The sequence below is a fragment of the Rhodococcus sp. IEGM 1351 genome, from assembly GCF_030056875.1.
In the GTDB taxonomy this organism is placed as follows: Bacteria; Actinomycetota; Actinomycetes; order Mycobacteriales; family Mycobacteriaceae; genus Rhodococcus_F; species Rhodococcus_F opacus.
Map to the genome: position 1 here is coordinate 144,279 of NZ_JASHKU010000021.1, position 8,383 is coordinate 152,661.

An 8,383-nucleotide genomic window follows, 5' to 3' on the forward strand; every position below is an offset into this window, starting at 1 on the left:
GACGCCGCGGTAATCGGTGACGGCCGAATACGGCTGTGTGAGTGGCGTCCAGCTCGCACCGTCTGTAACAGATCCTGTCCCACTTCCGAAATGGAGTTGGGGGGCGACAGACGTCTCAATTCTCGCGGTCACGAAGGAATGGAGCGCTCATGAACAAGCAGCTGGGACGACGGGTCTGTGCTGCGGCACTGACTGCTGTCGGACTGGGAACCGCAGTGGCGACCGGAGGAGGCGCTGTCGCGAGTGCTCAGCCCGCGCCACCGACATCGACGACAATGACGTGCTCGAGCGCGAATCCCCTCGTCTGGGCACCGCCGTTCACGTGGACCATCAACGCCGCGTCCGGGGAGTCGCTGCGACCGGGTGGGTCTGCACTGGAGCCGGCAATCCTGCTCAGCGGCGGCAACGAACTTCCGACGCCGCCCGGCGGCCTCATCCCGAGCATCGGCGTCAACTGGTACGGCACGCGGGTGTCGGTCGACTGGCACAACACGACAACCGGCGCGACCGGACACAGCGTCAGCGATGAGGCGGCCTGGCAGCAGAAGCCCGGCATCCCGATCAACCGAACCTGGACGGGAACCGGGACGGTGGCGTTCACCGTCACCGTCCAGACCGGCGCGGGATGGTGGTTCGTCAATTCGCAAAACGCCGTTTGCCAGGGAACGATTTCCGTCGTGCCCGGTCGGTGACATCGGACGTCCCTCGGCTACAGGTCAGGCGAGGGACGTTCACCGTTCGCCTCGGCGAGTTCGGCGAGCCTCTCGACAGAGGCCAGAAGCTTGTCCGACGTGGTGGCCCGGGCCCGCGCGAGGCGTTTCTCGTCGGTCAATCGCGACCATTCGTAGGTATGCGTGACACGGACGTGCGCCTCGTCGACTCGGTCGAGTTCCCAGCGCCACAGATGCCCCGGTGGCTGATCGCCCTGCACCGAGGGCAGCCAGGCAATCAGTTGCCCCTCCGCGAATTCCACCACGTGGTTGTCGCGGATGCCGCCGTTCGTGAGCGTCATGGTGAACACGTCACCGACGGCGCGCACCCGCTGCCCGGCCGCGGCCTCGGCCAGATTGTCGTTGCCGTCCCACCGCGGCTGTTGCGCCGGGTCGGCAATCAGTTCGAAGACCGTCCGCGCCGGGGCCGCGATGATGCGGCTGGCAGTCACGACGGTGGGAATCCCATTCTCCTCGGTCATAACTCGATCAAACCATGACGAGTCGCCAGATCTCGAGCACCATGCCTCGTTGCGCACTCGGCAAGTCGATGTCGATCAGCGGACTCGTGCCGGCCGGCCTCGACGAGACGACACGGCAGTGCGGTTTCATTCGGCTGCACGCTTCGTGCGGGTGGGCGACAGTAGCGTCGCCGATCGGGACAGTCCAGACAACCAGGGAAAGGGCACAACCATGGGCAATTTTCGACGTACGGCAGTGGCGGGAGCCATGATCGCGGGACTGATGACTGCCGGGGCGGCAACGGCGTCCGCCGCTCCGTTCGGCTCCCTCGGCGACGGACCCGACCTCGTGATCACGCAGGCGAACGCCGAGGGTGTCAACGCATGCGCCGTGCGTGTCACGAACGAGGGCGACCGGACCGCCACCGGAGTCACGGTCCACACTCCGCTCGTTTACGAGAGCAGGAACCTCGGCACGCTCGCCCCCGGCGAATCGAAGATCGCCGAATACTTCGATTGCGGATTCTCGGAGCGCATCTTCTACTTCGCGACGACGAGCGGCGAAACGAATTGGGCCGACAACTTCCTGTACATCGAACTCTGAGCGCCGGGGTCGCCGGGAGCGTGGGCCCACGGCCTGGTCAGCTCCCGGAAGCCGCGGATGTCTCCCCTGAATCCGGGCTCCCCCCGTACAAGATCGAGGTCAGAGACCGTATCGGCTGCGCAAACGCATGGCCCATGGTCGCCTGCGACGCGCCAGACGAGGACGTTCCCGACCAGTCACCCGCGTCGAACCTGGCACCACCCTGGTCGAGCCCGGCGGCACAACCCTCTACGGTCCCGCCCCCGCAACCGTCAGCTCCCAGCAGGTCGCCACCATCCACCAGGTCAACTACCCCTTCGAGCCCGACGACGGAGTGATCTCCCACCCACTCGATCCCGAAGTGCCCTGGATGTGGCCTACCACCGAGGCCGACCCACTCGTCCTAGCCTCTACACCGGGCACCGCCTCGCTTGTCCAGACAATACGGCAAATGCCGTTTTCGATCGGTGGAGTAAGACCGGTTCGGGGCGAGGTTCGGAAATTGTCCCGGATGCTGTCCAGGAAGTCGCTGAGGAGGTTCCGCAACGCCGCGGCGTCCGGCCACCGCGATTGTTCGTGACGCGGCGATGCGTGACCGAGATGCTGCGAGGAATCGGTGATTGTTCGCTCAAAGGCTCCGATCATGCGCGATATCCTTGGAGGACTCTGCAGAGGTGATTGAGGTGGCAGGTACGTTCGGGCGTTACGTGATAGATATGCCGACGGAGTGAACCATGCCGCCGGCTGAGAACGATCCGTTATCGACCCAACGCGACGAAGTGCACGTCGTCGCTACGGAGCTCCGAGACGCCGGATTCGACGACCCCCGAGAGATCGGCCGCGGCGGGTTCGGTGTCGTGTTCCGGTGCCGGCAGCGTTCCCTCGATCGCACGATTGCCGTGAAGGTGATGACCTCGGAACTGGACGACGAGAACCGCGCCCGGTTTTTCCGGGAACAGCGGGCGATGGGACGACTCACCGGCAACCCCAACATCGTGAACGTGCTGCAGGTGGGCACCACGGGAAGTGGGCGGCCGTACCTGGTGATGCAATTCCATGCCCAGGGCTCACTGCAAGCATGGATTAGCCGTCAGGGTTCACTTCCACTGGACGAGGCTCTCCGGATCGGGATACGTATCGCCGGAGCATTGGAGAGCGCCCACCGCCTCGGGATCATTCACCGCGACGTCAAACCTGCGAACATCCTGCTCACCGACTATGCCGAGCCTGCATTAACCGATTTCGGCATTGCACATATACCTGGCGGATTCACCACCACCAAGCGTGTAATCACCGGATCGCCCGCCTTCACCGCACCTGAAGTGTTGCGGGGGGACGAGCCGAGCGCGGCGTCCGACATATACGGTCTCGGCGCCACCGTATTCTGCGCCCTCACTGGTCATGCCGCATTCGAACGTCGCAGCGGAGAGAACATGATCGCGCAGTTTCTGCGGGTCACGACCGATCCGGTCCCAGACCCACGGATCGCCGGAATCCCCGATGACGTCAGCACCATTATCGAACGTGCAATGTCTGCCGAGCCACACCAGCGCCAGCCCACTGCTGCTGCGTTCGGTGACGAACTTCGGGGCATCCAGGCACGCTACGGATTTCCGATGGATGTGATGGCGGTCCGCGTCGAAGCGGGAGGTGGGTCCGCCGGGTCGCACGCCGGCACGAGAGAGCATCGATCGCACTCCATGCCCGGTGTCGGCAAGTCCGCGCAGGGTGATCTTCCTCTGGAGTTGACCAGCTTCGTCGGTCGTCGTCACGAACTCGCTCAGGCACGACGACTGCTCGGGGTGTCGCGCCTTGTCACCCTCACCGGTATCGGTGGGGTCGGCAAGACTCGGCTGGCGCTGCGTGTGGCGGCGAAGGTACAGGCAGCGTTCACTGACGGTGTGCGGATCGTCAAGCTCGGTGCCGTCGAGGACGACTCGCTCGTCGTGGTCGTCGTCGCATCCGAACTCGGGCTACGCAATCAGACGGCGCGACCGCTCATCGAGATTCTTCAAGAGTTTCTGGGCTCGCAGAAGTTGCTTTTGGTGCTCGATAATTGTGAGCAAGTGCTGGAGAAGACGGCAGAAGTCGTCGACCAACTTTTGCACTTCTGTCCCAACCTCTATGTCCTCACCACCAGCCGCGAGCCACTGGGAATCAGCGGGGAAGCCGTTCTTCGCGTTCCACCACTCAGCGTCCCCATCGACAGCCGCCCGACGACACCGGAAGGCCTTCCCCAGTTCGACGCCGTAAGGCTGTTCGCCGACCGGGCCGCTGCTGCCGTTCCCACCTTCGCTCTGACCGAAGACAACACGAGCACGATCGCGCAGATCTGCCGGCAACTGGACGGTCTGCCCCTACCGATCGAGTTGGCGGCCGCACGATTGCGGGCGATGTCCCCCGAGCAGATTCGGGATCGGCTGAGGGACCGCTACGAAGTGTTGTCCCGCGGGCACTGGGCCGGACCGCCGAGACAGCGAACGATGCGATTGTGTATCGACTGGAGCTACGAGCTGTGCTCACCGCAGGAACGACTCGTGTGGTCCCGGTTGTCGGTGTTCGCGGGTCACTTCGAACTCACCGCGGCCGAGACTATCTGCAGCCGCGACATCTCGTCCGACGAGTTCCTGGACACGCTTACCTCTCTGGTGGACAAGTCGATCCTGATGCGGGAAGAGGTAGGCCGGGATGTGCGATTCCGGATGCTCGAGATCCTGCGCGTCTACGGCAAAGAGAAGGCGCAGGCGTCGGGCGAACTTCAGCAACTGCGCCGTGAGCATCGAGAATGGTGTCGGCAGCTGTCCGCTGGCGCGGCAGCCGATTGGATCAGCCCCCGTCAACTCGAGTGGATCACGCAACTGACCCGTGAGCAGTCGAACCTACGTGAGGCAATGGAGTTTTCCGTGGGCGACGCCCCCGAAAAGGGTCTCGATATCGCCTCTTCTCTATTCGCGTTCTGGTTCTCCCACAGCCTGTTCAACGAGGGCAGATACTGGCTCGACCGTCTACTGGCGTGCGAGACAGGGCAGTATCCCGCCACCAGGATCAAAGCGCTCTACGCTGCGAGCTCGCTCGCCGCGGTACAGCGAGACTTCGACACTGCGTCGACCGTATTGGAGGAGGCACGCTCGCTGGCCGAGGAAACGACAAACCCCGTTGCCGACATTTTTCTCGCCCGCGCCGAAGGCGTGGTCGGAGTCTACAAGGGCGACCTCACGCCTGCGTGCGCCGAACTCGAAAAGGCGCGCGCCGCATTGTCCACCGATCATGATCTCACACAACATGTTTGGATCCTCGTGATGCTAGGTGTGGGTTACGATCTACTCGGAGAGTCTAATCAGGCGATCGCGTGTTTCAACGATGCTCTTTCCATTACGGAAGCTCACGACGAGACCATGTACCGGTCGTACACCCTGTGGGCGATGGGCGTGGCCATCATTCGCCGAGGCGAGTTGGAACTGGCGAGCAGACTTCTGAAAGAAGCGTTGGTACTGGTTCGACGTGTGGACGACCGCTTGGCCGCGGCGGTGTGCCTCGAGGCGCTCGCGTGGACAGCGGGCGAGGAGCGACAGTTTCAACGATCCGCCACACTTTTGGGCGCCGCGGAGAACTTCGCGCATTCCGTCGGGAGTAGCCCACTGCTGTTCACCGCCCTCAACGAGCAACACGATCGATGTGTGACCGACGCCTCTCGCGAACTCGGCTCCAGCACCTTCAGCGCAGCTCGTAGCAAGGGCAGCCAGTTCGACGCGGATGGCGCAATCACCTACGCGCTCGAGGAGGAGGCTGTGGAGTCAACGCAACAACCGCACTCGTCACAATCCGGCCAGCCGTCTGTCCGGTTGACCAAACGTGAACGCGAAGTCGCTGCGCTCGTCGCCGAAGGGCTAACCAATCGCCAGATCGCGACCAGACTGACCATATCGCCGCGGACCGCACAGGGTCATGTGGAACACCTCCTCACCAAACTCGGATTCAACTCGCGCGCCCAGATCGCGGCATGGTTCGTGACCGAGAACGCGTGAGCGTGTTGTAGGGGGAAGGTTCGGTCTCCGCCCCCGAGGTCGCCCATGACGACGAGGCTGGCACCGGAAGCGTTCCTCGTCGCAGCATCACGCGGATGGTGCGACGAACTGGATCCAAGTCTCACCAGCGCCTCGTAGCCCACGAAGGCGGCCATTGCGTGACTATTCGAGAGACCGTCTCGAGTCACTCGACGAGCGACCGCGAGTGGGTTGACCGCGTACACCTGGTATCCGGCCGCCGTCAGCGCCTGCACCCGCAGGCCGCGGTCGGTTTCGAAGCCGACCACGACCTGCCCTGTCTCTTCGGGACGGGTGGCTACCAGTTCGTGCAGTTCACGGCTGCCGGCCAGCCCTTCCGGCAGCCGAACGCGACGACGGCCGCCGGTCGACGTCATCCATCAGGTGAACGTCGTGATGGTCTTCGCCCAGTCGTCTCCGACGAAGATCATCGATCGCCCCTTTCAGTTCTCCTAGGATGGGTGAAAGCTGTTCGAGCCCAGAGGCACCCGGCGACAACCTAACGGATCAATGCTCACACGACACCACACCCCATCAGCGCTACAGGCGACCTCACCGACCGGCCAGGGCACGATCCAACCCTGGCAATCGACGCTCACTCCGGGCGCAAACAGTGCTCACCGGCCGGCGGCTCAGTGATCACCTTTCCCGGGACAATCCGTGACCTGTCGAAGGCTCGTTGATCGACTTCCATCAGGTGCGCTGAACAGCACCGGATCGGCGATGAACGCGTCGTGTTGGCGATCTGTTGGCGATCCCAACCTCGCATCCTGGTGGCGCGTTCATTCAGCTCAGGCGAATGGATAGTTCTAGCGTGCCGTCAAGGCACTAAGCTGACCTCGGCAGCCGGTTCGTCGGATACGTCAGCTTGTTGTAGCCCTGCAGGTGTCCGGTCAGGATATGCGACCTCGCCAATGACTGCGCGATCCAGTTTCGCCTCCAGGCCTTCATCGACTCGCCCGTCACGCAGCCCGATGGTCTTCTCGACCACGAAGACCACGAGAAGCGCCGACGCGAGACCGAACGCCAGGAAAACGATAACTCCGTACAATTGATGTCCGATGTTGATCGAGGCGTGCTGGAAGGCATACTCACCCTGGGTAATTCCAAAGTAGCCACCCTGCTTGACGCCACCTGCCAACACCGCGGTCATCAAAGCGCTGTAGATGCCCGGGCCCAGCGTAAGTGGTACAACTTTGACGTCGTCCAGCCGGAGCCTGATCATCAGTTTGTAACCGCCGAGCAGGATGAAGGGCGCAAACACGGCGGTCAGACCTGCCTGCCAGGGCTTGACGACGTCGATCAGCCCCGACACCGAAATCCAGCCGGCCACCGGTGACACCAAGAAGAAGTACGGGTGTTTCCCTATCTTCCAGACCAGCAGGCCGCCGATCGCCGAGGCCGCGAATGCCATCATGAGATTCGTGACAATCAGCCCCATGCCGCTCTCGTTGAGGGTGATCCCGAAGTATCCCGATCCGGGTACCAGGTACCCGTTGGTAAGCGCGTAGCCGCAGATTCCGGCAAGGAAGAGTACCATTCCGACCACTACGTACAACATGTTGTGCGGAATCGCAGGCTCGGTCGTGGTGCCGTCGAAAACACCCACCCTTGGCCTGGCTCGCCACACCAATATGAACGCCCAACACCCAAGCAATATATAGAAGAATGCACCGCCGAAGTCGTGGGTACCGGCGTTGGACAGCGGCCCGACAGAGCCGTAGACCAGGTACCCAGCGACCGGGATGACTACAGCCCCGAAGAGTAATGCGATCAACGCCAAGGAACTTGTTTTGACCCGTTCGATCACAGACCCGGCCAACAGCGCCGCGAAGAAGGCGGCGAAGAGAATGAAGAGCGCGTAAAAGGCCTGGAAGGAGTCAGCATTCGGCACGACCGCTGGGTCGAGATCCTGGGGTAGGGTGTTGATGCCCGTTCCTCCGAGCCACCACGACTTGATCGCCTGGCCGAGCGGATTTGCAACACCGAAAGCCTGGTTGAACTGCGTGACCCAGATGGCGAATCCGATCAGTGACATACCCGCCGCAGCAACGAATGCAGCGACAAGCTTTTGCGTCAACGTGTGCATCACGTTTCCTGCACGACTGAGGCCTGCGTCGAATAGAAGTATCCCGGCTATGGCCAGCAAGATGGCGATCAGCCCGATAATGTAGACCACCGTCGGAAACTGCGCCGCCATAGAAACTTGATCAAGGTACATTGGCATCCTTCTACCTGAGAGTGGAGCGGTAAGACGCGGTTGCCTCGTGATTCCATAAGAGATTCCTTGCCAAAGGAACCATCTATACGAATCAGGCCAGCCCTGTACGGCGTGCCGCTCAAATTTCTCACGATGTGTGAGACGTTTCTGAGTCTGTTCCCCCACTGGATGCGCGGTGACCTCGAGTGCAACGATTACCGCGCAACTTCGTTTGATCTTGGATAGAGCGATTTTTCGAGTGAGTTTCGTCCTCGACCTTAGAGATCTGTTTCGATGACGACTGCGGAGTTCATGTCGCGTTCCCACTGGCTCGCCGCATAGTGCTCACCATCGTGTGACGACCAGCTTCTGATCGGTGAAGAAAT

The 8,383-nt window shown here is 62.2% G+C and carries 5 protein-coding genes and 1 pseudogene; 3 read left to right on the top strand and 3 right to left on the bottom strand.

Annotated elements, in window-relative coordinates; genetic code table 11:
• Positions 1-149 precede the first annotated feature (149 nt).
• Positions 150-692 carry a hypothetical protein gene (locus QM806_RS30450; protein WP_043789763.1) on the top strand — a complete coding sequence of 181 codons (543 nt, stop codon included), beginning with the start codon at positions 150-152 and terminating at the stop codon, positions 690-692.
• 17 nt (positions 693-709) lie between these two features.
• On the opposite strand, the gene QM806_RS30455 is transcribed toward QM806_RS30450, so the two are convergent.
• Positions 710-1,192: an SRPBCC family protein gene (locus QM806_RS30455; protein WP_005265147.1), complete on the bottom strand. Its 483-nt coding sequence runs from the start codon at positions 1,190-1,192 to the stop codon at positions 710-712.
• A 211-nt stretch (positions 1,193-1,403) separates the two neighbouring features.
• On the opposite strand from QM806_RS30455, the gene QM806_RS30460 reads away from it, so the two are divergent.
• Positions 1,404-1,775: a hypothetical protein gene (locus tag QM806_RS30460; protein WP_037208140.1), complete on the top strand. Its 372-nt coding sequence runs from the start codon at positions 1,404-1,406 to the stop codon at positions 1,773-1,775.
• A gap of 713 nt (positions 1,776-2,488) precedes the next feature.
• The gene (locus QM806_RS30465; protein ID WP_283293862.1) at positions 2,489-5,779 is read left to right on the top strand and encodes a protein kinase domain-containing protein; all 3,291 of its coding nucleotides are present in this window, start codon (positions 2,489-2,491) and stop codon (positions 5,777-5,779) included.
• Between the two features lie 184 nt (positions 5,780-5,963).
• Here QM806_RS30465 and QM806_RS30470 read toward each other — a convergent pair.
• Positions 5,964-6,228: pseudogene (locus tag QM806_RS30470) on the bottom strand (IS110 family transposase); the annotation flags it as partial.
• A gap of 389 nt (positions 6,229-6,617) precedes the next feature.
• Complete coding sequence (locus QM806_RS30475) at positions 6,618-8,018, bottom strand: ammonium transporter (RefSeq protein ID WP_005566461.1); 1,401 nt, start codon at positions 8,016-8,018, stop codon at positions 6,618-6,620.
• Positions 8,019-8,383 lie beyond the last annotated feature (365 nt).